Origin of the sequence: Bdellovibrio sp. HCB288 (assembly GCF_047305935.1) — a bacterium.
In the GTDB taxonomy this organism is placed as follows: domain Bacteria; phylum Bdellovibrionota; class Bdellovibrionia; order Bdellovibrionales; family Bdellovibrionaceae; genus Bdellovibrio.
Window position 1 is genome coordinate 1,449,369 of record NZ_CP178619.1, and the last position, 25,306, is coordinate 1,474,674.

Consider the following 25,306-nt stretch of genomic DNA (forward strand, 5'->3'; position numbering starts at 1 on the left):
AAAACTGTCACAATACTACAAAGTCTTAAACCCGTTCCTGCGTTGTTGCGTCGGTTGAGGTGCTCGTTGCTGCATTGGTTGTTGCATAATCGGTCTTTGTTGCGGTGGCATCACGATCGGCTGCGCCGGCATTGACGGAGCATCCAGCGATACCACTGGTTTCCCAAGTACCGTATCCGCTGTCGAGCTAGGTGCGCGAACAGGGATTGTACGGTCGCTTGGATTTCTAAGTGCAAAGAACAAATTTCCTGGAGCCGTGGACAGGATATAGAACAAGTCCTGCGCCTCTTTAGGGCTGGCTTCAACAGTGATCGTTGCATACTTAGTGTCACCCGTTAGGGCGATCTGGTTCAGATTCTTACCGGATGAATCCAGTTCAAACATACGCGGAATGTTGTTCACAATACTCAGACCCGTTGCCAGAACTGGCACATCACTCATCAACAGAAATACTTCACGACGTTGCGCCACACCTTTGCCTGAATCAACGGCACTGTAGATATCAATGCGATCGCCAGGACGGATCAGTTTTGCCACGCCACGGATTTCATCAACAGGAAGTGCCACGGCACGCTTGCTTGGAGCGACCTGCAATGCAATCCCTGTATCCGGACCCGGAGTTAGTAGATTGTTTTTTACAACCATTTGGCCCTTACGAATAGGTACCGCAGCCACGTTCCCGATGATTTCATCAGGCACGGTCACTGTATCCGGCTGAATAAAGTCTGCCGGCATGTCTTTCGTTTCAACCATGGTGTCATAGATAGTCTGCATTTCCGCGATGTCTTCTTTGGCCACCACGACACGCTTAGTGGAACCGAAACGCTTGTCGTATTCAGCTTTCTTTTCCTGGGAATAGCTGTACAGCAGGAAGGTGGCGAAGATTCCCGCTCCAATTGAAAGCCATAAATTTCTAGTTTCGTTTGATCCCATATCTTCTCCTAAGCTCCACAAGCTGCATTCAGACAAATTCCATATTGGGATTTAATCCAAATGGGGTTCACGCCGACTTTTTCGTTTCGTTCTTCTTCTTTAATAAAGGGCACCTGTTGATTGTGCTCATTCTTGGTGCCTGACATCTCAACCTCTTTTTGGCTCGACAACAAATTGATGTTGATCGGGCGGGTTGATGCGAACCACTCTGGAGTTCCATTTTTTGGAGCATCCTCTGAGTTGATTCCGTGCAGTCTTAAGGACATTTTGTCATAGCTAAGCTGGGCATTATCCACGTCACCGTTGTTACGGAAGTAACTTAGGTTTGAGCGATGTCTGAAGGTCTCAAACGCGTAGTTTCTTGCCGCGATGGAATTCAGGATGCCAGAGTGAATGGCGCCAAAGAATCCCAGCGAGAAAGTGATGAACGTAACAATGACAAAGATGACCGGGATTACCTCGATCATCGCTGAGCCCTTTTCATTGCTAATGAAGGATTTTTTGGACTTTAACATCCGTTATCCTCCATCGGAACATACTTGTTCCGGTATCGATCGGCCAGAACACCATACCGGGAATCCAGGTCCACGATGGCTTCGTAGCGTTTTTTGATTTGCAGATCCCAGCATTCCTGCTGGGTGGGTTCGCGTATTAAGAAGGCTGTCAGATTTGCTTTCGGAGCCTCGCCATCTGATGTGGTGCGACCCAGGAATGCAATTCTAAGAGCAAGAACTCGGGCACTGAAAGTCAGGCGAGCTCCAGTTAGTGGAATACGATCATCATCGTACGGATAGTCTTTGGAAAAGTCCTGACCGCTGGCACCGCCGCCACGCAATTCAAGATTTGAAAGCTTAAACCAGCCTGCATCAGTCGTTGTAAACAATGGAGCCAAAGTGCCATTGCTTGTCAGGCTTTTGAATTTGTTCTGACCCATTTCATTTTGCTTGTCCGGGTCAATGTGACCTGCGACGTAAGCGCGTGAAGTCGAGAAGGTGATGTATTGGGCGATTTCAGCCATGGAAAGTGTAAACGTCAAAGCGAACATGACCATGCAAAGACCTGCGCACAGGATCAATGAAAATATAAAATCCACAGAGATCATGCCCTGTGAATTATTAATAATCATGTGAGGACTCGAGAATGTTCTCATGGTCTCCTCAATCTACTTGTTCGGGTCAACGGAAATGCCACGGCTTCTTTGGTTAGGGTGCATTTGACGGGCGTCCTTTGCAGGCTTCCACACACCACTTTCCATCATGCCAGCGACTCTGTCCCATGGACCGGAAATCATATTCGCCAAAAAATTCGAACCGCGAAGTGCGTTCATGCTTGCGACAAAAATTCCAACCATCACCACCATTAGCAAAACGGCTTCGATGACCAGCTGTCCTTTGTTATTCGCAACCAATGAGCGTTTCATTGCATTGCACTCCACTCATTACGGGCGCCTTTCGGCTTGAAGCCTTGTCCTGTGTCCAATTGCTTTTCCACGCGAGCAGCCAATCGTGGACCTGATCCACGAAACGCCTCGGATGGAGCTGAAATAAATGCTTTCAGCCCGATACCCAGAATTGCAATCATCAGCAGGACATACTCAATCGTCATGCGATCTCCGTACTAGCTAAACGCTATTATTCGGAAGTGATTCCGCCAATAGATCCGCGTAGTTCTGAAATTTTGTCAGTCACTGTGGATTGGATGTCTTTCTTGAAGATCATGACCAAACCTACAACAACAACCAGCAAGAGGATGTACTCTGTAGCACCCTGACCTTGTTTGTTCTTTAAAAGATTCTTGGAAAAGTTCTTAAACTTTTGCATTGATGTTCCCCCTTATGGTTCCATATCGGCTCATTTGGGGATTGTCTTAAGGAAATTCACTACAGATTGTGGATTTAGTAGTGTCTCAAAACGGGAAAACGAGGGGCGTGGACCCCTCGTTTAATTGAATTCTGTCGTATAATTTATTTACACTCGGCCTTATCTGAGAAAGTCTTGCCTAAATCTTTGCCATCGAACTTCAAAGTAACTTTCTTTTCAGCCAAAGTGCCTTTGCGAACGATTTTTGAGCTCTTCTCTGCCCATTTTTCGCAAAGCTCAGCGGAGTCCAGTTTTTTAGACTCTTCGGTCGGATTTTTTCCGTTATAAGGTTTTCTAGCCTCGACCTCTTTGCCTGGACATGGCGTACGGTCCACCGTAATTGCGCACTCACCTGCGAATGCGGATTGAGCCATCATTAAAGTCACAACGGTCATCATCAATGCTGTCTTCATTCTCGTGGTCTCCTGTTATGCCGCAGACGACTCTGTATCGTCTGTGGAGTTTGAACTTTCAATTTTAATTTTTCCGCCAACCAGGGCATGCAATTGAACCATCATTGAGCTCAGCTCACCCGCTTGTGACTGCATTTCCTCGGAGGCACTTGTTACATTGCCCATTGAGGAAGCCACACCCTGAAGGCTTTCATCAATCGAAGTCAAAGCTTGCTTGACCTGATCAATGCTGTGGGACTGCTCTTGTGATCCCTGTGCAACTTCCTGAATTAATTGAAACACGTGGTTCGTATTATCAACAATGGCTTTCAGGGATTTTTCACTGTCAGCAGCCAGCGAAACACCAGTTTGACTTTTGGCATTTGCCTCGTTGATCAAGGTTGAAATATCCTTGGCTGCTTCTGAACTTTTTTGAGCCAAGGCGCGAACTGCATCAGCAACCACCGCAAATCCTTTGCCTTGCTCGCCGGCGCGAGCTGCTTCAACCGCTGCGTTCAGTGCCAGCAGATTTGTTTGAAAGGCAATGTCATCAATCATATCAAGGATCTCAGTGATCTTTTTGGTGTTTGTCGAGATTTCAGCCATGACGGTAATCAATGACTGAATTTTCGTCTGGCCATGTGTTACGGCAGACTGCCCTTCTTTGGAAATCTGGGCGGCTTCGGTGGAACTATTGGAGTTCTTTCGCACGGTCTGACTTAGATCCTCCATCGTGGCGACGATCTCCTCAAGAGAGGCTGCGGTACTTGTCGTATTGCTGGAAATCGATTCACTTGATTTAGCCAGGCCTTCGGTTCTTGAGCCAACAACGTGGGCGCTTGAATCCAGACCTTCTGCAACGGTCTTTAGGGATTTCTGTACTGAGCGGATATTCAGAATACTGGTTATTAAACCAACAATGACAAAGAATAAGGTTACTCCCAGAATGGAAAAGAAGGTGATTTTGAAAAGCTTGGCCGCATTTTCCGATTTTTCAACACCCACCAGGTAGCTCGCATCAGTCAGAGATTTCAAAGACTGATAGGAAGCATCGTAAAATTTTGCAGAACTGTCCTGAAGTATCTTTTCTGCCAATGCGGTGTCTTCCTTATCTAGAGCCGCTTTGAACTTGTCGCTTTCGGCTTGGTAGCCATCCCAGTTTTGCAAAAATGAATCATAGGATTTTCTTAAGTCTTCCGAGGTCAGAAGAGGATCAAGAACTTTTGAATAAATGATGATATTGCCCATAAGGGAATCCATCTCATCGATGATGACTTTGCGTTCATCTGTGCTTTGCGTGGCCAGAAGATTGAACTCGAGCTTGCGATAGTTAACCACGTTGATGTTGATGTCGGCGGTTTTACCGACAATCGGCAGCCAGGTTTCTGCAACTTCGGATGTGACAGTGTTTTGTGTTTTCAATTCATAGAGTGAAAACGCATTGGTCAGTAAGCAAATTAGAGTAAGCAGCCCCGTGATAAACAGAAAGCGGCTTTTTAATGAGACCTTAGACATTATGTCCTCCGAACCAATTTGTCGGAACTTTAACATCGGAACTTAGGTCCAGTTCTCATAAGCACTTAAATTTTAATTGGGGAGATGTTGACCAAGGTCCTAAAGACCCCTAAATTCAACTTCAGAGGTCAGTCATGCAAAAACAAATGGTCATTTTGTACGTATTTTGTGTCGTTATCTTTTTCGTCGTTAACGTCGTCGTATCGTAATTTAATACTGACTAGTTTTTCATCGTATAGATATCAGGATAGTTTCTTCCAACTTCCTCTGAATCCATTCCGTATCCAACCACATAACGATCATCAATAGTTTTACCGATGTAGTCTGCTCTGATTGGCAGTTCACGGCGGGCTGGTTTATCCAACAACGTCACGATCTTCAATGACGCCGGAGCGGATGCAAATAGACGGCTTCTTAGGAAGCTCAATGTGCGGCCCGTATCGATGATTTCTTCAACGATCAAAACGTGTTTGCCAGCGATATTAACTGAAATGTCTTTAACAATTTTAATTGCGCCACCGCGCTCAACCGCTTGTACGTATACGAAATCAACCTGCTGAGTAAGGTCCACTTTTCTCATCAAGTCTGCAGTGAAGTGCATGGATCCGCGCAAAGGGCAGATGAAAATGACTTCTTTCCCTTCGTAATCGCTTTCAATCTGTTTTGCCAGATCAGAAATCAATTCTGCGATTTCGTCTTGAGTAAGGAAAGGAACCATTTGTTCTTTAAGTAGTGCCATTTGCGCCTCTGATTCTACAAATCAATTGATGTAATGCCTGCTGCTTGCGCCATCTTCAGATAACGAAGAGCTTCAGGATGTTGTGGATCCCGAATGAGGATATTCTCCCACTGTTCCGTGGCTTCAGCAATATTGTTTGAGTTGTAGTAGATCGCCCCAAGCTTTAGGCGAGCTGGAATAAGGTGTGGGTATTCGCGGATCAGGGATTTCAAATCCTTGATGGCGCGTTCTGTTTGATTTAGTTGCACGTTTACTTCGGCAACACGCAAAGTGATTTCAGCTTTACGGCTGGAAAGCTTTTGAGCTTTCAGAAGTTGCTCCAAAGCCTCGTTGTAGCGCTTGTATTGATAATACAAATCCGCCAGTTCTTCGTGCTTGGAAGCCAGTTTTTCATCAACAAATGGATCTTGTTTGCCGGATTTCTTGTCTAATTGCGATTGGGCATCCAGGAAGACCTGTTTGCCTTCATCGTATTTTCCCAGGTCATTCAGGATAATGGACAATCCAACACTCGCATCCGTGTAAGTTGGATCAATTTCCAACGCACGTTTGAAGGTTTTAATTGCTTTGCTGAACTGACCCTTGTCGTAAGCAATTGTCGCAAGCATCTGATAAACCTCGGGATTACGAGTGTTTTGCAGAAGCATTTGATTCAAAATAGGCTCGGCCATTTTGTAGTTCCCGTTGATGAAATATCCACGGGCTTCAGAAATCATGTCGTCTTGAAGAGAGTGAATCACTTCATCTCCTTTTCAGCCTGCTTCAACTCGCTGCTGCCAGGGAAGTCGCTGGAAAGAATTGCCATGTACTTTTTGGCTTTCGGTTCGTCGCCAATCTTTTTAGCGGAAATAACAATGCGGGAAAGTGCACGCGCATCCAAGCCAAGGTTTTTGTAGTTTGCATACAAACCCTCATAGCGTTTCAAGGCGCTGCCATAGATTTCGCGGATAAAATAAAAATTCCCGATGTAGTCTTCTTTTTCCGCAAGCATTTTGATCGTTGCAGAGCGCTTCTCGGAGGCCTCTTTTACGTACTCCGAGTTCGGATATTTCCTAATCAAATCACTAAGATTGAGGATGGTATCGTTAGCCAAAGATAAATCGCGATCAATCGTCGACGGCAACTGATTGAAGTAGCTCATACCCAGGCGGTACTGAACATAATCAGAGTTTGGAACTGTAGGATGAAGTTCCTTGAACATCTGATATGCAACCTGTGCTTCAGCGTAAGACTCTTGTTTGTAGTAAACATCAGCGACAGCAAGTTCAGCCTTTGTGGCGTAGTTGCTGTACGGGAATTTATTCTTCACTTCAGTGTAACGACGAATTGCTTCTTCATAGCGTTCGCTTTTATCGAACTCTTCAGCAATTGCGAATGCACCCTCTGGAGTGTCAGAGTTTCGTTCCATTGAGGAGCAACCGGACATTAGCAGTCCTGTTGCGCAAATAAGTGTCATGACTCGGAGCGTTTTTAGCATGCGGATATCATATTTTGGTCCAGAACCCACTGTCAATGAAGGGGCTCATGGCGCACCGCTATCAGAGTCAATTGGTCTGAAGAATGGCAGATTTTTTCACCCAACCGGTAATCGATCCCGGAAAAGTGACTTGCGACCACTCCGCGTTCTCGTTTTGGACGATAACTTCCATGCCACCATACAAATCCAACAAGGCCGCTTGGTTTTCACCAGGGGCTGCTTGAAGCGATACTTTCTCGCTGATGATCGTCGCACGAAGTATAGTTTGGTCGTAGATTTTAAGACTTAAAAGCGTCAGAGAAATCAGAAATCCCAAGCTTAGAATGCTGCCGATGACCGGAAAGCCTGGAAGTGATTTTTCTTCGGCAATGGCGCGGCGACGTTGTCCAAAGAATCCAACTAGAATCCAGCCGGCCGCAAACATGAAGAGGGCTGTTGTAATTAAGTAGGCCGTTGTTGGAACCGGGGCCAGTAACTTTTTGCGAACGGTTTCGTAGGTTTCGATTTGATGTGGAATTTCCCTGACGTCCATTTGTGTTAAGGCAAACTTTAGTCCAGTGCGAGCCTGCGTCAGTTCGGGGTCATTTGTGAGTGCTTTGCGAAATAGACCCACTGCAAGCGGTCTATTGCCTAGTTGAAACTGGGCTAAAGCCAAGTTTGTGAGTGTTGTTGCGTTATGGGGATCCAACTCAAGCGCTTTGGCGAATGCGTCACGTGATTTTTCGTATTCTTTAGCCGTGTAATGCTGAGTGCCTTGGTTGAATAAAGTGGTGAAATCGGCGCTTTGAGTCCAAGCAATGATGGGCAAAACAAGAGTAAAAAAGAACACAATGAATCGCGTTGTCATAGTCTCGAAGTTTAGCCGGGTGTCTTGTCTTAGTCCAGAGCGAAGAGTAAACTGGACGGGCATTTCAAATAACATGGAGATGAAGGATTTTATATCTCCGCGAAAGGTATTATGAGCTCTCTTGTAGGCCATCAGATTCAACAATCCGATAAAGTGAATTCTTTGATCAAGGATCTTGTCGGTGAAGTCACTAAACTAAATTCTTCCCTTGAAGGCATTCGCGCTCCTCAAGATGCATTCAAAGATTCAGGAAAACAAAAAATCGAACAAACTGGTTTGTTGCGTGGTCGTCCTTTGCACTATCAGTACATGGGTTCCGGTGCGGGACGTGGTCCTTACGTTGAACTTGAAGACGGCAGTATCAAATTGGATTTGATCAACGGTATCGGTATTCATTTGATGGGTCATGCCAACCCACGCGTGATGGCTGCGGCTGTTCGCGGTTCTTTGTCGGACATTATCAATCAAGGCAACTTGCAACCGAACAACGAATATCGCCTGTTCTCTGAAAAACTTGTGCAAATCGCTTCCAAAAATTCACGCTTGAAATACGCGTGGATTGCCACTTGCGGAACTATGGCGAATGAAAATGCGTTGAAGCTTTCCCGTCAAAAAAATTCCCCGGCACGTTTCGTGATGTCATTCAAAGATGCTTTCGCCGGTCGTTCCACGATGATGGCGGAAGTCACTGACAACACGGCTTACAAACAAGGTTTGCCAGAGTATCACGAAGTATTGCGCGTGCCGTTCTATGACAAGCGTGATCCAAAATCCGGCGAAAAAGCATTGGCAGCAATTAAAGAGCACGTAGCTAAACACGAAGGCAACATCTCTGCATTTGGTTTTGAGCCGATGTTGGGTGAGGGCGGTTATCAAGCGGCTCCTCGTGATTTCTTTGTGCCGCTTTTGGATTTCTGTAAATCCAAAAACATCGCAGTGTGGGCTGACGAAGTTCAAACGTTCACTCGTACGGGTGAGTACTTTGCATTTGAAACATTGGGCTTGGGTCAATACATCGATATCTGCACAATTGCCAAGACTGCGCAAATCGGTGCGACTCTTTACACAGAAGAATATAATCCAAAACCAGGTTTGATCGCAGGAACATTCTCTGGCGCATCACCTTGTTTGGCGGCTGGTGTGGAAATGCTGAATATGCTTTCTGAAGGATTCCTTGGACCTCAAGGTCGTATTCAACAGATTCATAAACGCTTCATCGATGGCATCAACAAGATGAATGATACAACTTGCAAAGGCATTGCGACCGATGCAGGTGGTATGGGTCTGATGGTGGCATTCACTCCGCATGATGGTAAAAAAGAAAGCGTGAACTCGTTCCTGAACAAACTTTATGCGAACGGTGTTATTGCATTCCCGTGCGGTAAGGATCCAGTGCGCGCGCGCTTCTTGATCCCGGCAATCATCCAGGATCAGGACATCGATATCGCTTTGAATGTAATTGAAAAAACACTTCTTGAAGGAGTGTAGTTGGATTTCATCGAGTCTTGCCGTCAGTTAATCGCAATCGACAGTACACCGGCGCATGGCAATAAAGAGCTTGCACGGTGGGCGGCGGCATTTTGCCGTCAAAAAGGTCTTGTGGTTGAGGAGCAGATTGAGGTCGTGGGTGACCTTGAGCAGGTGAATATTATCGCTCGTCCGGTTGATGAGCGACCGGGTTCAGAGTTTTTATTTCAAACTCATCTGGATACTGCAGACCCGGGGCCTTTTGCACTTTGGACGGAGACGGGGAGCAATCCCTATGATGCCCACATCATCGATGGAAATATTTTTGGCTTGGGTGCAGCCGACGTGAAACTGGATTTTTTGTGTAAGCTTGAGGCGATTGCTTCGTTTGGCAAGAATCGAGCATGGCGTCTGCCGCCGGTATTGGTTGGAACATTTGGTGAAGAAACCGGAATGCAAGGGGCGCTAAAGCTTATTCGTAAGAATAAAATTTCTGCGAAGATGGCCTTGATTGGTGAACCGAGTGATCTGCGCCTGGTAAACGCCGCAAAAGGTTTTGCCACTGTCGAGATCCGCGTGCCGTTTTCAGAAGAAGAGATTCGTTACCGGGATGAACACAATCTGCGGGAGAGTACATCCACGCAATCCAAGTTGTTTCGTGGCAAAGCGGCTCACTCTTCGATGCCTCATTTGGGTGAAAGCGCTATCACGAAGATGCTGGAGTATTTAACGATGCTTCCAGATACGGTTAACATTATGGAGATCGACGGCGGTATTAACTTTAACACGGTTCCAAGTCATGCGTTCCTGGAGATCGACATGCTTTCAACTGTTAAAAATCCGATTGCCGCCAAGCTTGCAAATATCTATCGCGGACTGAAAGAGGTCGAGAGTGACTTCCTAAAGCATCGCGATGAGGATTTTTACCCAAGCACTCCGACATTGAATATTGGACTGGTTCGGACCAACGAAAATGACGTGCAATTGTCCGGCAGCTGTCGCTTGCCACCAATTATCACTCAGGAAATCTATGAACGTTGGATGGAGCAGATTCGTAATCTGTGTGAAAAGAATGGCGCCGTTTTCAGTGTGAATGATTATAAAAAACCATTCCGCACGGAAGTGAACTCCATTTTGGTGAAGGGATGTCTGGATGAATTGCGTGGCTTGGGCTTAAAAGCAGAGCCGGCGACTCAGCCTTCGACGAACGAAGCCAGTATATTTTCCAGAATTGGAATTGAGTGTGCATGTTTTGGCCCGGGAAAACGCGAAGGCAATGTGCACACACCTCAAGAACATGTGGCCATTGAGGATTTACATAAGGCCATTGAATTTTATAAGAAAGTCATCGAAAGGTTTTGCTTATGAGTTTTCTGATAAGACCTGTTCGGCACGACGATTTAAACCAGTTGGTTGATTTGGCAAAGCAGTTCAATCTGTTAAATTTGCCAGGAGATAAGAAAGTTCTAAGTGAAAAGATTGATCGCAGTGAACAGTCTTTCGCCGATAAACTGGAGAAAACCAAAGCCGAATATCTTTTTGTAGTTGAAGATCTGGAAGAAAAACAGATCGTGGGCAGCTCTTTGATCCTTGCCAAACATGGTAACGACGAAGTTCCCCATAGTTATTTCAAAATTATCAAACGCGATCATTTTTCCCAGGATTTGGGAATTGGATTCATTCATCAAGTGTTGCGCTTCCAGCTGGATTTTGATGGTCCAACTGAAATCGGAGGACTTCTTGTCGATCGCGCCTACCGCCGTCGTCCTGAAAAGCTGGGTAAGCAAATTAGCTTAACCCGTTTCTTGTACATGGCGATTTACCCTGAGAAGTTCGAGGAAAGAGTTCTTTGTGAACTGACACCGCCGTTGACTGATGAAGGGCGTTCTGAATTTTGGGAGGCACTGGGTCGCAGATTCACAGGCCTGCCATATCAGGAAGCGGATGCTTTAAGTCAGTCGCACAAAGAATTTATTGAAAGCCTGTTTCCGCAAGAAGACATCTATCTGGCGCTTTTGGATTCCAAAGCACGCTTGGTGTTAGGTCGTGTGGGCGAGGCAACCAAGCCCGCGCAACATCTTTTGGAAAGCATCGGATTTAACTACCTTGATGAAGTAGACCCGTTTGATGGCGGGCCTCATTACGGTGCGCAGACGGCAGATATCCTGCCAATCAAGATGGGTCGTCATTTGATGGTCGCCGATGGCAAGGATTCCACTTTTAAAGAACAGTATTTAATCGCCACCATGGGTGAAGAATTCAGGGCCACTATGTGTGCCGTGGACATTCGTGACGGTGAAGTTATTTTGCCTGCTAAGGCACGACAGATTTTAGGTGTTGAAATTGGGGAGCAAGTTTTTGCGGCCCCATTCCACTACAACAGAGGAAGACAATAAGATGAGCACCACTATTTTTCCAATCAACTACAAAGGTGATTTTATTAACGGACGCTTCGTTCCAGTAAGTAAGGGCGATGGCGAAGTAAAGAACCTCAGCCCTGCTGATCTGAATGATTTGATCATGACGGTGCCATTTAAACATGACCACATGGATGAAGCGTGTGTGGCTGCAAAAAAAGCATATCCAAAATGGGCGACGCTTTCCATGGACGAAAGACGTTCTTATTTGATGCGTTTAAAAGAAATGTTCGACACTCATGCTGAACAATTTGCTCAGATCATTTCGCGCGACACAGGTAAGCCTGCGTGGGAAGCGATGACAGAAGCCAAAGCTTTGGGTGCGAAGATTGATATTACTTTGAATCAATCAGTGAAGCTTATCGCTGATGAGCGTATTACCAATGCACTTCCACAGGTTGATGGGGTTATCCGTCACAGATCGCGTGGCGTGATGGCGGTGGTGGGTCCTTTCAATTTCCCGGCGCATTTGCCAAATGGACACATTATCCCGGCATTGATCGCGGGGAATACAGTAGTGTTCAAACCTTCGGAGCAAACTCCTGCCGTAGGTCAATACATGGCAGAAATGTTTGAAAAAGCGCAGTTCCCTGAGGGCGTATTTAATATGGTCCAAGGCGATGGTGCTGGCGGTGGTCGTTTGGTTGCAAACGAACACGTTGATGGAGTCTTGTTCACGGGATCCTATGAAGTCGGTTTGAAAATCAAACAGGAAACTTTGAATCACTATTGGAAGATTCTGGCTCTGGAAATGGGCGGTAAGAATGCCACTGTGGTTTGGGAAGACGCGGATATGGATAAGGCTGTATATGAAAGCCTTGTTGGTGCTTATATGACGGCGGGACAACGCTGCTCTTGCACCAGCCGAATCATTGTTCATCCAAAAATTGCTGATGAGTTTACTGAAAAGTTCTATCAAGCAGCCAAGAAGCTTTCGATCGGTCACTGGACAGAGAACACTTTCATGGGTCCATTGATCACTTCAGCGTCAGTTGAAAAATACATCCGCTTCCAGGAAATCGCCAATCGCGAAAACTGTGAAAGTTTGATGCGTGGTAAATCTTTGGATCTGAAGAACAAAGGTTACTATGTAACTCCAAGTATTCATCTGGTTAAAAAGTTTGACCCGAATTCCGTGTATCAAAAATCTGAGATCTTCGGGCCGAACGTTGCGATCTACACAACTGGAGACTGGAATCACGCGATGGAAATCGTGAATTCCACGGGTTATGGCCTGGTAATGGCTTTGTTCTCCAAGAACAAGGAGCTTTACGAGGATGCTTTGTTCAAAGCTCGCGTGGGTCTTTTGAACTGGAATCGCACAACTAACGGAGCAAGCTCACGTCTGCCATTTGGTGGCATGGGTAAATCTGGAAATGACAGAGCCTCTGCACACTTTGCGATTCAATATTGCACAGTGCCCGTGGCAAGTCTTGAGGATCCAACTCCGTTTGATCCGACTAAAATTCTGCCAGGCATGAATTTGGATATGAAATAATGAAAAAGACGGTTGTCGTTCTTGTCAGTGCGATGATGGCTTTGTTGGTTGCGATCGGCGTTTGCGTCGGATTTCTGGGTTATCAGTATTCGACCACCGCACCAAGCAGTATTGCTCAGGACGTGGTTTACGAAGTAGTGCCGGGGCGTGCGTTTAATACGATCGCCCGGGATCTGGAGGCAAAGGGCCTGGTCCGTAATGCTTTCTTCTTTTCCATGTACGCTCGTTTCAAAAACGAGCGCTCCAAAGTTAAAGTTGGGGAGTATCTGCTGCGAACGAACATGACACCAAGTGAAGTATTGGACGTTATTACTTCCGGTAAAAGTATCGCCCGCGCATTTACGATCAGCGAGGGTCTTAGTATTTATGAAATTTCTGAGCTGTATGAAAAAGAGGGGTTTGGAACGGCTGCCGAGTTTATGCGCCTGGTGCGCGATCCTCAGTTGATCCAGGCCTTGCTTGGTGAGAAGCAGGAAAGCCTTGAGGGTTATTTGTTTCCTGAAACATACATGCTGACAAAATTCACAGACACCAAAGGGCTTTTGGGCGCGATGGTTAAAAGATTCATGTATGTCTATAACGAAATCCAGCCACAATCTCAGTTAAAAGGCTGGACTCGTCATCAGATCGTGACTCTGGCAAGTATCGTGGAAAAAGAAACCGGTGCACCTGAAGAACGACCATTGATCTCCTCGGTCTTTCATAATCGTCTGCAAAAGGGAATGAAGCTACAGACAGATCCGACGATCATTTACGGCAAGGCGGAAACACTGGGTAAAATCGTGATCAATATCACCCGTGCGGATTTGACGATGCCGACTCGTTATAACACCTACGTGATTTCGGGTCTTCCTCCTGGGCCGATTGCAAACCCAGGTAAAGAAGCTTTGCTGGCAGCGATGAATCCAGAGCGCAGTAACTATCTGTTTTTCGTAAGTCAAAATGACGGGACCCATGTCTTCTCTGAGGATTACAAAGGTCACCAGGCAGCAGTTAAGCGTTATCAGTTGAATTCCAAGGCCCGCGAAGGACGCTCTTGGAGAGATCTAAATAAAAAGCCCACAAAATAGAAACTATTTTGTGGGAGCTTCTTCCTCGGGTGAGCTGACTTTGTCAAAGCCCTGAGTCGCAGAATTAAATTTAAAGATATTCAGTCGTGGCACCATTTGATCATCAAAAGTCGGTGCCACTATCTCCAGACTCCCGTCACCATCCACATCCGTCAGAGCCAGATTTGTTGAGTTGCCCTTCAGAGTGAAGTAGCCGTCGCGATTTTCTGCCAAGGGAAGTTTCGCCATCAGAGTCAAACCGTCGGCTCCGGTAAGATTATAGACTTCCAGCTCTAGAGTATTCTTGCTGTGAATTTTTAAAACTGTAATCTGCGGCCCTTGTGGGGTCAGGTTCCCTGTTACTTTTGCAATAACAGTCCGACTGTCAGAGGAAAAAAGCTCCTTCACAGAGTTACGCAGGTTTGGAATGACTGCAATTGTGGTTACAACCATGGCGACGATGGCCAGGCCGATCATCAGAAGAATTTCTTTTTTCGAAAATGCAGAGTCTGTTTTGGAAGTCATAAAAAAAAGTTTGCCATAAAGTCATTGAAGTAAAAACAAGAAAAGACTTAAGATGCTTGAGAATCTTATCTGCGGAGGCTTTGATGAACCAGCTTGTCGTATCCAAATTTGGCGGAACCTCGATGGGGGATGCTCAGTGCATGCTTCGCAGTGCGGAGGTCGCCTTTCGACAAAATTCAAGCATGGTTGTGGTTTCCGCGACCTCAGGAACCACCAACGATCTGATCAGTCTGGGGCAAAAAGCTGAAAAATCAGCCTGGGCTGAATGTGAGACCATCATTCGCAAGATTCAGGATCGTCATCGTAAAATTGCGGCGGAACTAAATTCCAGCATGGATTCCCATCACAAGCTGGATGCGCTCTTCGAGGAAATGCATTCGTTGGCAAAAGGTGTGCATCTGTTGCGTGATTGCTCCACCAAAGCTATGGATGCGTTGATGAGTCTTGGGGAGAGAACATCTTCCGTTCTGTTCACAGAGGCGATGGCCACCGTGCTAAAGCAAAAAGGTTCGCAAAAGAAAGCGAAGCTTTTGGATGCACGCGAAGTTTTAAAGACCGACGACTCCTTTGGTAAGGCCAAGCCTTTGACTGCCATTGTGGCCCAACACTGTCAGCGCCATCTGCCGGATATGCGAAGCATGAATGCCGTGGTGGTAACTCAAGGTTATATCGGAAGCACAGAAGAGGGCATGACAACGACCTTGGGTCGTGGGGGCTCAGACTATTCAGCAGCTATTCTTGCTGAAGGTATCACTGCTGATATTCTGGAAATTTGGACAGATGTTGCCGGCATTGCAACCACCGATCCTCGCCTGTGTCCTCAAGCAAAGCCAATCTCAGAAATTTCATTTAAAGAGGCGTCAGAGCTTGCGACGTTTGGTGCAAAGGTTTTGCATCCGGCGACCTTGCTGCCAGCCATCCGCAAGAACATTCCAGTCTTTGTCGGTTCCAGCTTTGATGCTGAAGCAAAAGGGACATGGGTGCGCAAGGAAGTCGAACAGCATCCGCTGATCCGTGCGATGGCGATCAGAAAGAACCAGGTGCTGGTCACTCTATCAACTCCCGAAATGCTTCATGCTCATGGATTTCTGTTTCAGATTTTCAAAGTGTTTAACGATCACAAAGTCAGTATCGATGCTATTACCACCTCAGAGATTTCTGTCAGTGTGACTCTTGATGACTCAACTCTTTTAAACAAAAAGCTCATCGCCGATCTGTCGGAGATCGCTGATGTGCATGTTGAAGAAAATCTGTCTTTGGTTTCTTTGATTGGAAATAACATCAATCATACATCGGGCTTGGGTAAGGAAATTTTTGAAACTATCGCTGACATCAATGTTCGCATGATTTGCCTGGGAGCAAGTAAGCATAACTTCTGCTTTCTGGTGAATGAAGAGCATGGTCCCCTGGCTATTCAAAAACTTCATCAGAAGTTCGTGGAAATGACCTAGTTGCTCGTTTAAATAGTAAACAAAGCAGGCCTATTTAATAGCCTAAGTGCATGAAATTGATGATTTAAATCAAAACAAATGGATACCTAAAGAGTCAACCTGTTTGACATGTAAAAACAGTCTAAACGCTTGTTTTCTGTACCTTTTTGGGTTGGATTTTGATATACCGCATCCCTTATGAATCCACTTCACGCTCTAAAGACAAATCCGTTTGTCCTTGCCCCTATGGCAGGGATCACTGATCACGCCTTCCGTACGTTCATGAAAAAGCTTGATACGAGCGTGGTTGTGACTGAATTGGTCAGCGCAAGTGGTATTGAATACAAGTCTGAAAGAACCATGAAGCTGATGAGCTTCGATGAATCTCAACGACCTATCGGCATTCAGTTGTTCGGTGAAGATCCTGAAATTTTGGGAAGAGCCGCTGCAGTGGCTGAAGCCGAAGGTTGTGATTTCGTAGATTTGAATTTTGGTTGTCCTGTTCCTAAAGTTGTAAAAAAAGGCGCCGGCTCAGCGATGATGAAAGACCCTGTGCAAATGCAGAAGGTTCTTGCGGCAGTTAAGGGAGCAGTTAAAGTTCCTGTGACTATCAAAATCAGAACGGGCTGGGATTCCAATACCAGAAACGCTTTGGAGATTTGCAACATCGCTTACAACGAGGGCATCGAATGGGTTGCTATCCATGGCCGCACTCGTGCGCAAAGTTATACAGGATTTGCGGACTGGGATTTTATTACTGACGTCAAGTCCAAGGCAAAGCTTCCAATTCTTGGAAACGGAGACATTCTCACACCCAAACAGGCGGTTTTGAGACTTGAGCAGTCCGGCTGCGATGGGGTCATGATTGGTCGTGGTTGCCTTAAAAATCCGTTTATTTTCATGGATGCACTGTCCTTGTGGCGTGGCGAGCCGGTAAAAACGGTACAAAGAGACTATGTGAGCCTGTTTAACAGTCTGAAAACTGAGCTTGTTGCGCATTGTGATGAACACATCACAGGGATTCAATTGAGAAAGTTTGCAGCTTGGTTCTCAACAGGGTATCCTGGAGCAGCACAATTCAGGAAGAATCTTTTTCAATCCAAAAGCAATGAAGAGATCATGGACCTTGCTAACGAATTTTTCGCTAGCGTAGGCAATGTTGAGCAAGAAGATCAGTCGAAAGACGAATTCTTGATGGGCGGACACGGTTAGTTGTCCTGACCGAATCCTGTAATGAGTTTTTAAAGTTTTTGTTTTAGTTTACAAGTTTCAATTTAATGAAGGGTTAAATATGATTCAAGATCCAAAGAAGATTAGAAATATCGCGATCATCGCGCACGTCGACCACGGTAAAACAACCTTGGTTGACCATTTGATTAAACAAGCCGGTACATTCCGTGACAATGAGCACGTTGATGATCGCTTGATGGACTCCATGGATCTTGAAAGAGAACGTGGTATCACTATCGCCGCTAAGAATGCGTCTTTCGTTTACAAAGATATCAAAGTTAACATCGTGGATACTCCGGGACATAGTGACTTCGGTGGTGAAGTTGAGCGTATCCTGAACATGGTTGATGGTTGTATCCTTCTTTGCGACGCTTCTGAAGGTCCACTTCCGCAAACACGTTTCGTATTGAAAAAAGCTCTTGAGCAAAATCTTAAAGTTATCGTTTGTATCAACAAGATCGATCGTTCAGATGCTCGTATCCAGGAAGTTCACAATGAACTTTTCGATTTGTTCATCGACCTTGAAGCGACTGAAGAACAATGTGATTTCCACACTGTTTACGCTATCGCGCGTGAAGGTATGGCGACTTTGGATCCAGCGGTTAACACTGGTACATTGGAAGTTCTTTACGATGCTATCGTAAACCTGGTTCCTCCTCCAAAAATTGACGAAGAAGCTCCATTGCAAGTTATGGTTTCCAACATCTCTTACAATGATTACGTAGGTCGTTTGGCGATCGGTCGTATGCGTGCAGGTACAATCAAAGTTGGTGACGAGGTTGTTTGCGTTCAGGAAAAAGGTCAGAAGAAAGTTAAAGTCTCTGCTTTGTATCAGTACAAAGTGAACTCGCAAGTTCCAGCTCAAGAAGTTGGCGCTGGTGACATCGTTGTTATCGCGGGTATGGAAGACTTTACTATCGGTGACACTATCACTTCAGCTTTGGATCCTCGTCCACTTCCGCGTATTCGCGTGGATGAGCCGACGGTGGGAATGGTATTCTCGGTAAATAACGGACCGTTCGCGGGTATGGAAGGTAAGAACGTTACTTCCCGTAAGATCCTTGAGCGTCTTGAGAGAGAATTGTTGTACAACGTTGCGATTCGCGTTGAAAAAACTGCGAACACTGACGCTTTCAAAGTAGTTGGTCGTGGTGAGTTGCAATTGGGTGTATTGATCGAGCAAATGCGCCGTGAAAACTTCGAACTTCTGGTTTCCAAACCGACAGTTGTCTTTAAAGAAGAAAACGGTCAAAGAATGGAACCAATGGAGATCGCGGTTATCGATATCGAAGACTCCTTCGTTGGTGCGGTTACTGAAAAACTTGGTAAACGTAAAGGTGTGATGCAAAACATGGTTCAAAAAGGTTCAGGACGTACTCGTCTTGAGTTCTTGATCCCATCACGTGGTTTGATCGGTTACCGTTCTGAGTTCTTGACTGACACTCGTGGTACAGGTCTTTTGAATACTCAATTCAATGGTTGGGAAGCTTACAAAGGTGAAATCGAACACCGTATGAATGGTGCGATGATTTCTGACCGTAAAGGCCAAGCTACTGCATTCGCGATCTGGAATCTTCAAGAGCGCGGTATTATGTACGTAACTCACGGTCAAGATGTGTACGAAGGCATGATCGTAGGTGAGCATGCTAAGGACAATGATCTAGAAGTAAACATCACTCGCGAGAAGAAATTGTCAAACGTACGTGCTTCGGGTTCTGATGAAGCTATCCGTCTGGTTCCAGTACGTCCAATGACGTTGGAAAAAGCAATGGAATGGATCAAAGACTCTGAATTGATCGAAGTGACACCGAAGAACATCCGTCTTCGTTGCCGCGAAACTGATCCAAACAAACGTGCAAGAGCAGCGAAGGAATAATGGATTCGAAAGTCGCCATTGAGATAAAAGACCTAACCAAAAAATACGACGATCGCGTCGCTGTCGATGGAATAGATCTGGAAATCTACAAAGGCGAATGTTTCGGACTATTAGGTCCAAATGGGGCTGGCAAAACAACAACGATGAAGATGATGTATTGCTCAGCCCTCGTTACCAGCGGGGAGCTCTACGTTCTCGGCCTTAACGTTAAAAAGAATTTCCGCGAAATCAAATCTCGTATCGGCGTCGTCCCTCAGGACGACGGCCTCGATCCTGACTTTACAGTTCTTGAAAATCTCTCAGTCTATGCCAGTTATCACAATATTCAGCCCGCTGAGGCCGAGTTACGTGCACAGGCACTACTTCGTTTAATGAAGTTGGAAGAATACCAGGATCGCTCCGTGGAGACGTTAAGCGGTGGTATGAAGCGCCGTCTGGCGATCGCCCGTGGGCTGATTAATTCTCCTGAAGTTATTTTCCTGGATGAGCCGACTACCGGCTTGGATCCCCAGGCTCGTATCTGGATCTGGGACTTCTTCAAACATTTGAAATCTGAAAAAAGCACTCTGGTTCTGACGACTCACTATATGGAAGAGGCAGAGCAGATGTGTGATCGCGTGGCGATCATTGATGGCGGAAAAATTCTGACTATCGGCAAGCCGCGTGACCTGATTCGTGATCTGATCGGCAAGGAAGTTGTTGAGTTCGACACTAATCCGGTGGATTTGAACTATTACCTTGGGCGTTTGCGCGCTGAAGGATTTGCGTATCAGGTTATCAAAGACACCGTGTCCGTTCTGGTGAAAGAAAATCAGGAAGGCCGCCGTGTTGTGGATCTGATCGCCTCAGACAAAATATTTATTCGTAAGCCCACCTTGAACGATGTATTCCTGAAATTGGCAGGACATCAATTGAGGGACGAATAATGAAAATCAAACAGCTGTTTTCAGTACCTAAGTTCAACGACGGTGCCCTGAAAGTATGGCAGCGTAATTTCTTGTACTTTAAAAAGACCATGATGGTTTCCTTATTCTGGATTGTTCTGGAGCCGGTTATCTATCTGGGTGCCATCGGGTTTGGTTTGGGTTCGTTCGTAAACAACATGGAAGGAATGTCGTATATCGAGTATTTCTTCCCGGCGTTACTGTGTACGACTGCGATGATGGTATCTTTCTTTGAAGGTACTTATGGAAACTACACCAAGCTGACTCATCAAAAAACTTACGCGACTATTATGCTGACTCGGGTTGGGCCAGAGGAAATCGTTGCTGGTGAGTTGATGTGGGCTGCAACCAAAGGTTTCTTTGGCGTGACCGGCGTGACTGTCGTGGCTGTGTTTTTTGGTTTGATTGATTCTTATCGAATTCTTTTGGCTTTGCCGGTATTGCTTCTTATCTCGGCGTTGTTCTCTTGTATCGGTATGATCTTCACTTCGATTGCCAGAAACTATGATTCATTCATTTATTCCACTTCCGGCCTGATAGTACCAATGAGCCTGCTAAGTGGAACCTATTTTCCTTTGGAGCAATTGCCGACAGGTATGCGCTATCTGGCCTATTTGTTTCCGCTAACTCACGGTGTGGCGGCAGTGCGTGGGATTTTACACCAGGGAAATCTGACGATAATTGCTATTCACATCGTAATCCTGGCGTTACTGACCTGGATCTGCATGAACGTTTCGTTCCACCGTATCCGCAACAAACTACTCAAATAGTAAGTTTGTTACCGGGCTTCCATTTTCAAAATATCACGCGTCGAGATGTCATACTTAATTGTGACATGATAACCCCACTCAATGTCGGCGATACTTTTTGTTTTGGCTTTGGCACGTAACATTCCCTCAACCCAAACTTTACCCATTTGAATATTATCTGACTCGGCGATCTGTGACATTGCAGTCGCGCGTGCAAAACAACCATCAATTGGATAGTCGAAGGGCTAACTATTCGGAATAAATTGAAAATTTATTTACAGAGCTTCGTCCGGAGTCATGTCAAGTTCGGAGCTGTCGCCGGAAGTTCCTTCGCGAATTTCCTGCTCCAAACGTTCGATTTCATCACTGCTCATCGAATCTACCTGCTCAACAGACATCTCGTTCAAACCAGGGATATGATCCATCGGTGGGGGAGCAGGACTTAAGAAGGTCTGAATTCGTTCCAGGGCAACTTCGTACTCCGCCTGGTCAATGCTATGGAACTGATACATGTTTTGCACGATTTGGCTCATACGCTTGCGGGCGAATTGGGTAAGTTCTTTCTTGTGATAGGAATGGGAATACTTGATGGGGCTTGGTAGCACCATCGCAAGGAAGGCGCTCTCAACGACATCCAGATTTGCAGCGGGCTTTTTGAAATAAAACTGAGCTGCTTGTTTTACACCGTAGATGTTTTTTCCGAATTCCACGATGTTCAGATACTTCTCAAGAATTTCTTTTTTGGTAAGAGTCTTTTCAATGCGGTCGGTGATGATCGCTTCTAAACCTTTGCGGAAGAACGTGCGGTCCGCGTTCAGGAACATATTCTTTGCCAGCTGCTGAGTGATTGTGGATCCACCGCGCTTATAGACGCCGGTTTCCCATCCTTGGCGGAAGTTTTTTTCAATAATGCCCCACTCAAACCCGTGGTGCTTATAGAAGTTGCCATCTTCAGTCATGATGATAGTACGCTGCAGATAGGGACTGATTTGCTTTAAAGGAACATAGTTCTTTGAAGTCGGGCACAAGTCCACTTTGTACATTGTGGTAACCATGCAACCTTTGATTTCACTTGCACTTGGCAGCCATGACCAGATGATCGCGGCAGTGGTAATCATGAGGGCGACGATGATCGCGGCAAAAAGTCCTGCAGCCTTCATACTATTTTAGCATTCCTTGTTCTTTAACCCACTCGATACTGTTGTGAATGGCTTGTCTGGCCGGACGAGGCTTGAAGCCAAGCTCTCTTTGGGCTTTTGATGAATCAAACCAATGATACATCGTCGCAGTGTACGCGTTTTCTTTGCTAAGAGGGCCTTTAAGTCCGATCTTTTCCATAAAGTCGCCAATCGTCCCCACCACGTGCAGTAAACCGTCTGGCAGTTGTTTGGTTGGAGGTTTTACGCCGGCTTCTTTTGCGATCATGCCGAATAGATCTTTAATCAGAATATTTTCACCTGAAAGGATGTAGCGTTCGCCAGTTTTACCAGTCTTCCAGGCACTGATAATTCCCTGAATAACATCTTCAACTGCCACGACGTTCACGCCGCCTGAAGTGTAAAATTTAAGTTTTCCCTGAGCGACCTTTAACATCATTTTGCGACTGCCTTTTTTTGCATCGCCGCGGCCATAGATGGTTGCAGGATTCAGGATAACGGCATCGATTTCGCCTTTATCACAGGCCTTCTTAACCAGAACTTCTGCATCGTGTTTGGTTTCAAAGTACCCTAAGTTCAGATCATGAATGTTGAAAGGTGAATTTTCATTCAGGATTTCGTTGGGAGTGCGACCTCCGCCCACTGCGACTACAGAGGACAAATGAACGAGACGACGAATTTTCTTTTCTTTGCAAACCTCGATGACGTTTGCGGTGCCTTGAACATTCACTCTTTCCATGAGAGGGCGATCTGCTGCCTTGTAGGCAACCACTCCGGCCAGATGGAAAACGGTATCAATGCCTTCGAAGGCTTCCAGGAGAGAAACGATGTCAGTCACGTCACCGTGGCGATACTGACATTTGATTCCATTCAGTTCCGAGATATCACTCTTAGGTCTGACAAGTGCAAAGACTTCGTGTCCCTCGTCGACCAAAGCTCTTGTCAGCCAGCTACCCAGGAATCCATTTGCACCTGTTACTAGAACTTTCATACGGTCTGTGCCTCATTGTCTTTGTCTTCATCGAATCTGGCAATAAATCTTTGGCAAAGTCTCGCCATGATGATGCCGGTAATTATACCCAGCATGGCGCCGGCCAGAATATCAGTGGGGAAGTGAACTCCATTGTAGACGCGGCTATAGGAAACTAAAAGTGCCAGGGTCATCATTGGCGCCATTGCCACCGGAAAGATTACTGATACGAATGTTGCGAAGTTAAAAATATTTGTCGCATGATTGGAAACGAAACTATAGCCGCCAAACGGAGCCCTTACGTTAACTGTAAGATTTTCGGTGTTGGCTGGCCTCGGGCGTTGAACAGTTTTTTTAAAGCCCCAGTTTCCGACACCATCGGATAACGAAACACTCAAAACCGCCATGATAAAAATGGTGCAGCCTTTTTTCCAGCCACGACGCCAAATAAACAGGGCAATGATCAAAGGAATGCAGACGATCTTAACTGGGTCTTTCTTATGAAGGTCTGTGATGAATGGGAAAAATACATCTGCCCAAGGAGCAGTCCATTCAGAATTGATCAGCGTAAAAAGACGTTTATCGAGGTTCAAAATAAAATCGAGCATGATAGGGATATTAACTTAGTTTCTTGCTCGCAGAAAGTCTAGGTCTTCGGAGGGCCAGAGTGCCTCGTTCAACTCGCTATGGCATTATTATGCCTATGGACATAGCTACAATCCTAGGGCTCGTTATTGGTTTTGGTGGAATCATATTCGGTAACTTTATCGAAGGTGGACACATAAGTTCCCTAATGCAGTTTACTGCGTTTCTTATTGTCTTTGCAGGTACTGCAGGAGCTGTCATGGTTTCCAGTTCAGAACATGCATTGAAAACCGGATTGAATCTGGCAAGAAAAGCTTTTAAGACCGAAGAAAGTAAGGCTCACGGTAAACTCGAAGATATCGTCGAGTGCGCACGTCTTGCAAAAAAAGAATCGATCCTTTCATTGGAACCAAGAATCAGCAAAATTGGAGATCCACTTTTGCAGAACGTTCTGCGAAATGTTGTGGATGGTGTGGAAGAGCCAGTCATTCGCGACATATTTGAAACGCAAATATACACAGAAGAGGAAGAGTTACTTGCAGGAGCTAAGGTTTGGGCCGATGCCGGTGGCTTTGCTCCAACCATTGGTATCATCGGTGCGGTTCTTGGATTGATCCATGTCATGGGCAATTTGACTGACACCAGTAAATTGGGTGCGGGTATTGCTGTGGCCTTCGTGGCAACCGTTTATGGTGTGAGCTTCGCGAATCTTCTGTTTTTGCCAATAGGAAACAAGATTAAGAAAAAAGTTGAAGATATGACTCGGGAAAAGTTGATGGTGCTTGAGGGCGGATTAATGATCGCCAAGGGCGCCAATCACATGGTCATTGAACAAAAGCTAAGGTCGTACTTACCTCATGTCAGCAAAACGTAGAAAACACGAAGAACATGTAAATCACGAAAGATGGTTGGTCTCTTATGCAGACTTTATCACTCTTTTGTTTGCGTTCTTCGTGGTTATGTATGCGACTTCAACTGCCAATGAGTCCAAGCAGAAGGACTTCGAGGATTCAATTAAATTGAACTTCCATTTGGTGGGCAAGGGTGGAACTGATCAAAACGGTGAAACGATTGATGCAGCAATTGCAGAACTCGATATTCCCGTTGGTAACTTTCCAAAAAAGGGCGGACCTGCTGAAGCCGCTGACTATGTCGAGCGTGCACTTGGCAAAGCCATGAGCAAAGAAGACCAGAAAAAAGACATTCAGGATATCTATCATGATTCCGTCGGTGTTCGTGTTTCCCTGACTGCCTCCAGCTTCTTTACGCCGGGATCAGCGAAGCTGCGTCTGTCGTCGTTGCCGGCATTGGATAAAGTTGCGGAGATTTTGGCAGCGAACGATAAACGAATCATTATCGAAGGCCATACCGACGACACGCCTATCGCGGATCCGCAGTATCCCAGTAACTGGGAGCTTGCCGGTGACCGGGCTTCAGCGGTTGTCCGTTACTTTGTTAAGTATCACCAATTGAATCCCAAACGATTTGTGGCGATCTCTTATGGCGATCAAAAGCCGATCGTGCCCAATGATACTGAAGAGCACAAATCCATGAACAGACGTATTGAGATTCTGATTGTTACTGATAATAAGAAGGTTGGAATCTAGACATAAAAAAAGCCGAGATGTTTAATCTCGGCTTTGGTGT

At 45.8% G+C, this 25,306-nt stretch carries 29 protein-coding genes; 12 read left to right on the top strand and 17 right to left on the bottom strand.

Annotated elements, in window-relative coordinates; all coding sequences use genetic code 11:
* Window positions 1–15 precede the first annotated feature (15 nt).
* From cpaB to ACLVWR_RS07050, 12 genes are all read right to left on the bottom strand, one after another.
* Entirely contained in the window at window positions 16–933 is a 918-nt protein-coding gene (gene cpaB, locus ACLVWR_RS06995; protein WP_340598292.1) for a Flp pilus assembly protein CpaB, read from the bottom strand.
* An 8-nt stretch (window positions 934–941) separates the two neighbouring features.
* On the bottom strand, window positions 942–1,448 hold the full coding sequence (locus ACLVWR_RS07000) for a hypothetical protein (RefSeq protein ID WP_413583122.1): 507 nt from the start codon (window positions 1,446–1,448) through the stop codon (window positions 942–944).
* A complete protein-coding gene (locus tag ACLVWR_RS07005) occupies window positions 1,442–2,083 on the bottom strand; it encodes a hypothetical protein (RefSeq protein ID WP_413583123.1) in 642 nt (213 codons plus the stop codon). The genes ACLVWR_RS07000 and ACLVWR_RS07005 overlap by 7 nt, the downstream gene beginning before the upstream one ends.
* Before the next feature lie 12 nt (window positions 2,084–2,095).
* Window positions 2,096–2,353 carry a hypothetical protein gene (locus ACLVWR_RS07010; RefSeq protein ID WP_413583124.1) on the bottom strand — a complete coding sequence of 86 codons (258 nt, stop codon included), beginning with the start codon at window positions 2,351–2,353 and terminating at the stop codon, window positions 2,096–2,098.
* Window positions 2,350–2,538, bottom strand: coding sequence for a hypothetical protein (locus tag ACLVWR_RS07015; protein WP_340598296.1), 189 nt, complete (start codon window positions 2,536–2,538; stop codon window positions 2,350–2,352). The genes ACLVWR_RS07010 and ACLVWR_RS07015 overlap by 4 nt, the downstream gene beginning before the upstream one ends.
* Before the next feature lie 26 nt (window positions 2,539–2,564).
* A complete protein-coding gene (locus ACLVWR_RS07020) occupies window positions 2,565–2,753 on the bottom strand; it encodes a Flp1 family type IVb pilin (protein ID WP_340598297.1) in 189 nt (62 codons plus the stop codon).
* Between the two features lie 143 nt (window positions 2,754–2,896).
* Window positions 2,897–3,205 carry a hypothetical protein gene (locus ACLVWR_RS07025; protein ID WP_340598298.1) on the bottom strand — a complete coding sequence of 103 codons (309 nt, stop codon included), beginning with the start codon at window positions 3,203–3,205 and terminating at the stop codon, window positions 2,897–2,899.
* 15 nt (window positions 3,206–3,220) lie between these two features.
* A complete protein-coding gene (locus tag ACLVWR_RS07030) occupies window positions 3,221–4,699 on the bottom strand; it encodes a methyl-accepting chemotaxis protein (RefSeq protein WP_413583125.1) in 1,479 nt (492 codons plus the stop codon).
* Window positions 4,700–4,919: 220 nt separating this feature from the next.
* Window positions 4,920–5,438 (bottom strand): hypoxanthine phosphoribosyltransferase, encoded by a 519-nt coding sequence (gene hpt / locus ACLVWR_RS07035; protein WP_340598300.1) that lies wholly within the window; start codon window positions 5,436–5,438, stop codon window positions 4,920–4,922.
* 14 nt (window positions 5,439–5,452) lie between these two features.
* Window positions 5,453–6,178, bottom strand: coding sequence for a tetratricopeptide repeat protein (locus tag ACLVWR_RS07040; RefSeq protein WP_340598301.1), 726 nt, complete (start codon window positions 6,176–6,178; stop codon window positions 5,453–5,455).
* Window positions 6,175–6,864 carry an outer membrane protein assembly factor BamD gene (locus ACLVWR_RS07045; RefSeq protein WP_413583126.1) on the bottom strand — a complete coding sequence of 230 codons (690 nt, stop codon included), beginning with the start codon at window positions 6,862–6,864 and terminating at the stop codon, window positions 6,175–6,177. The genes ACLVWR_RS07040 and ACLVWR_RS07045 overlap by 4 nt, the downstream gene beginning before the upstream one ends.
* Before the next feature lie 118 nt (window positions 6,865–6,982).
* A complete protein-coding gene (locus tag ACLVWR_RS07050) occupies window positions 6,983–7,762 on the bottom strand; it encodes a tetratricopeptide repeat protein (protein ID WP_413583127.1) in 780 nt (259 codons plus the stop codon).
* 111 nt (window positions 7,763–7,873) lie between these two features.
* On the opposite strand from ACLVWR_RS07050, the gene ACLVWR_RS07055 reads away from it, so the two are divergent.
* From ACLVWR_RS07055 to mltG, 5 genes are read left to right on the top strand one after another with little or no spacing between them, the layout of a single operon-like run.
* A complete protein-coding gene (locus ACLVWR_RS07055; protein WP_413583128.1) occupies window positions 7,874–9,250 on the top strand; it encodes an aminotransferase class III-fold pyridoxal phosphate-dependent enzyme in 1,377 nt (458 codons plus the stop codon).
* Window positions 9,251–10,597 carry a M20/M25/M40 family metallo-hydrolase gene (locus ACLVWR_RS07060; RefSeq protein WP_413583129.1) on the top strand — a complete coding sequence of 449 codons (1,347 nt, stop codon included), beginning with the start codon at window positions 9,251–9,253 and terminating at the stop codon, window positions 10,595–10,597.
* The gene (locus ACLVWR_RS07065; protein ID WP_413583130.1) at window positions 10,594–11,625 is read left to right on the top strand and encodes an arginine N-succinyltransferase; all 1,032 of its coding nucleotides are present in this window, start codon (window positions 10,594–10,596) and stop codon (window positions 11,623–11,625) included. Before ACLVWR_RS07060 ends, ACLVWR_RS07065 begins: the two co-directional genes overlap by 4 nt.
* Window position 11,626: 1 nt before the next feature.
* A complete protein-coding gene (locus ACLVWR_RS07070) occupies window positions 11,627–13,144 on the top strand; it encodes a succinylglutamate-semialdehyde dehydrogenase (RefSeq protein ID WP_413583131.1) in 1,518 nt (505 codons plus the stop codon).
* Window positions 13,144–14,214 carry an endolytic transglycosylase MltG gene (gene mltG / locus ACLVWR_RS07075; protein ID WP_413583132.1) on the top strand — a complete coding sequence of 357 codons (1,071 nt, stop codon included), beginning with the start codon at window positions 13,144–13,146 and terminating at the stop codon, window positions 14,212–14,214. Before ACLVWR_RS07070 ends, mltG begins: the two co-directional genes overlap by 1 nt.
* 3 nt (window positions 14,215–14,217) lie before the next feature.
* Here mltG and ACLVWR_RS07080 read toward each other — a convergent pair whose 3' ends face one another.
* Window positions 14,218–14,718 (bottom strand): hypothetical protein, encoded by a 501-nt coding sequence (locus ACLVWR_RS07080; protein ID WP_413583133.1) that lies wholly within the window; start codon window positions 14,716–14,718, stop codon window positions 14,218–14,220.
* Between the two features lie 83 nt (window positions 14,719–14,801).
* Between ACLVWR_RS07080 and lysC the strand changes: the two genes are divergently transcribed.
* The 5 genes from lysC to ACLVWR_RS07105 all read left to right on the top strand — a co-directional run bounded on the left by lysC (window position 14,802) and on the right by ACLVWR_RS07105 (window position 20,968).
* Complete coding sequence (gene lysC / locus ACLVWR_RS07085) at window positions 14,802–16,169, top strand: lysine-sensitive aspartokinase 3 (protein WP_413583134.1); 1,368 nt, start codon at window positions 14,802–14,804, stop codon at window positions 16,167–16,169.
* A 177-nt stretch (window positions 16,170–16,346) separates the two neighbouring features.
* Complete coding sequence (dusB, locus tag ACLVWR_RS07090; RefSeq protein ID WP_413583135.1) at window positions 16,347–17,360, top strand: tRNA dihydrouridine synthase DusB; 1,014 nt, start codon at window positions 16,347–16,349, stop codon at window positions 17,358–17,360.
* Window positions 17,361–17,439: 79 nt separating this feature from the next.
* Entirely contained in the window at window positions 17,440–19,254 is a 1,815-nt protein-coding gene (gene typA, locus ACLVWR_RS07095; RefSeq protein WP_340598312.1) for a translational GTPase TypA, read from the top strand.
* The gene (locus tag ACLVWR_RS07100) at window positions 19,254–20,180 is read left to right on the top strand and encodes an ABC transporter ATP-binding protein (RefSeq protein WP_413576544.1); all 927 of its coding nucleotides are present in this window, start codon (window positions 19,254–19,256) and stop codon (window positions 20,178–20,180) included. The genes typA and ACLVWR_RS07100 overlap by 1 nt, the downstream gene beginning before the upstream one ends.
* A complete protein-coding gene (locus ACLVWR_RS07105) occupies window positions 20,180–20,968 on the top strand; it encodes an ABC transporter permease (protein ID WP_413583136.1) in 789 nt (262 codons plus the stop codon). The genes ACLVWR_RS07100 and ACLVWR_RS07105 overlap by 1 nt, the downstream gene beginning before the upstream one ends.
* An 8-nt stretch (window positions 20,969–20,976) precedes the next feature.
* Here ACLVWR_RS07105 and ACLVWR_RS07110 read toward each other — a convergent pair whose 3' ends face one another.
* From ACLVWR_RS07110 to ACLVWR_RS07125, 4 genes are all read right to left on the bottom strand, one after another.
* Complete coding sequence (locus tag ACLVWR_RS07110) at window positions 20,977–21,147, bottom strand: protein-glutamine glutaminase family protein (RefSeq protein ID WP_413583137.1); 171 nt, start codon at window positions 21,145–21,147, stop codon at window positions 20,977–20,979.
* A 75-nt stretch (window positions 21,148–21,222) separates the two neighbouring features.
* Window positions 21,223–22,107: a monofunctional biosynthetic peptidoglycan transglycosylase gene (gene mtgA, locus ACLVWR_RS07115; RefSeq protein ID WP_413583138.1), complete on the bottom strand. Its 885-nt coding sequence runs from the start codon at window positions 22,105–22,107 to the stop codon at window positions 21,223–21,225.
* 1 nt (window position 22,108) lies between these two features.
* Window positions 22,109–23,095 carry an SDR family oxidoreductase gene (locus tag ACLVWR_RS07120; RefSeq protein ID WP_413583139.1) on the bottom strand — a complete coding sequence of 329 codons (987 nt, stop codon included), beginning with the start codon at window positions 23,093–23,095 and terminating at the stop codon, window positions 22,109–22,111.
* Window positions 23,092–23,682, bottom strand: a complete 591-nt coding sequence (locus ACLVWR_RS07125; protein WP_413583140.1) for a phosphatase PAP2 family protein — start codon at window positions 23,680–23,682, stop codon at window positions 23,092–23,094. The genes ACLVWR_RS07120 and ACLVWR_RS07125 overlap by 4 nt, the downstream gene beginning before the upstream one ends.
* 59 nt (window positions 23,683–23,741) lie before the next feature.
* Here ACLVWR_RS07125 and ACLVWR_RS07130 point away from each other — a divergent pair, with 59 nt between their 5' ends.
* Both ACLVWR_RS07130 and ACLVWR_RS07135 read left to right on the top strand, forming a co-directional pair.
* Window positions 23,742–24,533 (top strand): flagellar motor protein, encoded by a 792-nt coding sequence (locus ACLVWR_RS07130; RefSeq protein ID WP_413583141.1) that lies wholly within the window; start codon window positions 23,742–23,744, stop codon window positions 24,531–24,533.
* Entirely contained in the window at window positions 24,517–25,266 is a 750-nt protein-coding gene (locus tag ACLVWR_RS07135) for an OmpA family protein (protein ID WP_340598319.1), read from the top strand. The genes ACLVWR_RS07130 and ACLVWR_RS07135 overlap by 17 nt, the downstream gene beginning before the upstream one ends.
* Window positions 25,267–25,306 lie beyond the last annotated feature (40 nt).

Coding starts and splice junctions, on each gene's coding strand:
- ACLVWR_RS07110 (WP_413583137.1), bottom strand. CDS start 21,147: ATGTCACAGATCGCCGAGTCAGATAATATTCAAATGGGTAAAGTTTGG.
- ACLVWR_RS07015 (WP_340598296.1), bottom strand. CDS start 2,538: ATGACGATTGAGTATGTCCTGCTGATGATTGCAATTCTGGGTATCGGG.
- lysC (WP_413583134.1), top strand. CDS start 14,802: ATGAACCAGCTTGTCGTATCCAAATTTGGCGGAACCTCGATGGGGGAT.
- hpt (WP_340598300.1), bottom strand. CDS start 5,438: ATGGCACTACTTAAAGAACAAATGGTTCCTTTCCTTACTCAAGACGAA.
- ACLVWR_RS07020 (WP_340598297.1), bottom strand. CDS start 2,753: ATGCAAAAGTTTAAGAACTTTTCCAAGAATCTTTTAAAGAACAAACAA.
- ACLVWR_RS07070 (WP_413583131.1), top strand. CDS start 11,627: ATGAGCACCACTATTTTTCCAATCAACTACAAAGGTGATTTTATTAAC.
- typA (WP_340598312.1), top strand. CDS start 17,440: ATGATTCAAGATCCAAAGAAGATTAGAAATATCGCGATCATCGCGCAC.
- mltG (WP_413583132.1), top strand. CDS start 13,144: ATGAAAAAGACGGTTGTCGTTCTTGTCAGTGCGATGATGGCTTTGTTG.
- ACLVWR_RS07050 (WP_413583127.1), bottom strand. CDS start 7,762: ATGACAACGCGATTCATTGTGTTCTTTTTTACTCTTGTTTTGCCCATC.
- ACLVWR_RS07045 (WP_413583126.1), bottom strand. CDS start 6,864: ATGTCCGGTTGCTCCTCAATGGAACGAAACTCTGACACTCCAGAGGGT.
- ACLVWR_RS07135 (WP_340598319.1), top strand. CDS start 24,517: ATGTCAGCAAAACGTAGAAAACACGAAGAACATGTAAATCACGAAAGA.
- ACLVWR_RS07055 (WP_413583128.1), top strand. CDS start 7,874: ATGAGCTCTCTTGTAGGCCATCAGATTCAACAATCCGATAAAGTGAAT.
- mtgA (WP_413583138.1), bottom strand. CDS start 22,107: ATGAAGGCTGCAGGACTTTTTGCCGCGATCATCGTCGCCCTCATGATT.
- ACLVWR_RS07065 (WP_413583130.1), top strand. CDS start 10,594: ATGAGTTTTCTGATAAGACCTGTTCGGCACGACGATTTAAACCAGTTG.
- dusB (WP_413583135.1), top strand. CDS start 16,347: ATGAATCCACTTCACGCTCTAAAGACAAATCCGTTTGTCCTTGCCCCT.
- ACLVWR_RS07080 (WP_413583133.1), bottom strand. CDS start 14,718: ATGACTTCCAAAACAGACTCTGCATTTTCGAAAAAAGAAATTCTTCTG.
- ACLVWR_RS07030 (WP_413583125.1), bottom strand. CDS start 4,699: ATGTCTAAGGTCTCATTAAAAAGCCGCTTTCTGTTTATCACGGGGCTG.
- ACLVWR_RS07125 (WP_413583140.1), bottom strand. CDS start 23,682: ATGCTCGATTTTATTTTGAACCTCGATAAACGTCTTTTTACGCTGATC.
- ACLVWR_RS07000 (WP_413583122.1), bottom strand. CDS start 1,448: ATGTTAAAGTCCAAAAAATCCTTCATTAGCAATGAAAAGGGCTCAGCG.
- ACLVWR_RS07005 (WP_413583123.1), bottom strand. CDS start 2,083: ATGAGAACATTCTCGAGTCCTCACATGATTATTAATAATTCACAGGGC.
- ACLVWR_RS07025 (WP_340598298.1), bottom strand. CDS start 3,205: ATGAAGACAGCATTGATGATGACCGTTGTGACTTTAATGATGGCTCAA.
- ACLVWR_RS07120 (WP_413583139.1), bottom strand. CDS start 23,095: ATGAAAGTTCTAGTAACAGGTGCAAATGGATTCCTGGGTAGCTGGCTG.
- ACLVWR_RS07100 (WP_413576544.1), top strand. CDS start 19,254: ATGGATTCGAAAGTCGCCATTGAGATAAAAGACCTAACCAAAAAATAC.
- ACLVWR_RS07105 (WP_413583136.1), top strand. CDS start 20,180: ATGAAAATCAAACAGCTGTTTTCAGTACCTAAGTTCAACGACGGTGCC.
- cpaB (WP_340598292.1), bottom strand. CDS start 933: ATGGGATCAAACGAAACTAGAAATTTATGGCTTTCAATTGGAGCGGGA.
- ACLVWR_RS07010 (WP_413583124.1), bottom strand. CDS start 2,353: ATGAAACGCTCATTGGTTGCGAATAACAAAGGACAGCTGGTCATCGAA.